This window comes from Paraburkholderia sp. SIMBA_054 (assembly GCF_046534875.1).
Lineage (GTDB): Bacteria > Pseudomonadota > Gammaproteobacteria > Burkholderiales > Burkholderiaceae > Paraburkholderia > Paraburkholderia hospita.
Map to the genome: position 1 here is coordinate 1 of NZ_JAWRXV010000766.1, position 272 is coordinate 272.

At 66.9% G+C, this 272-nt stretch carries 1 pseudogene; it reads left to right on the forward strand.

What is annotated here, in order from left to right:
* Positions 1–272 (forward strand): annotated as a pseudogene (locus tag SB822_RS57170) (cation transporter); the annotation flags it as partial.

Sequence of the window (272 nt, forward strand, 5' to 3'; positions counted from 1 at the left end):
CTCGTGGTCGCGGTTGTCGTCTACGGTACGTGGGGTCTGTTGCGCGACTCGGTGCGCCTCGCGCTCAATGCGGTGCCCTCGGGCGTCGATGTCGAGCGCATCCGCGACTATCTCGCCGATCAGCCCGGTGTCGAGGACGTGCACGATCTGCACATCTGGGCGCTGTCCACCACCGGCAACGCGCTCAGCGCGCATCTCGTGATGCCGGCAGGCCATCCCGGCGACGAGCGGCTCGACGGCATCGTGCTCGCGTTGCGCGAACGTTTTTCGAT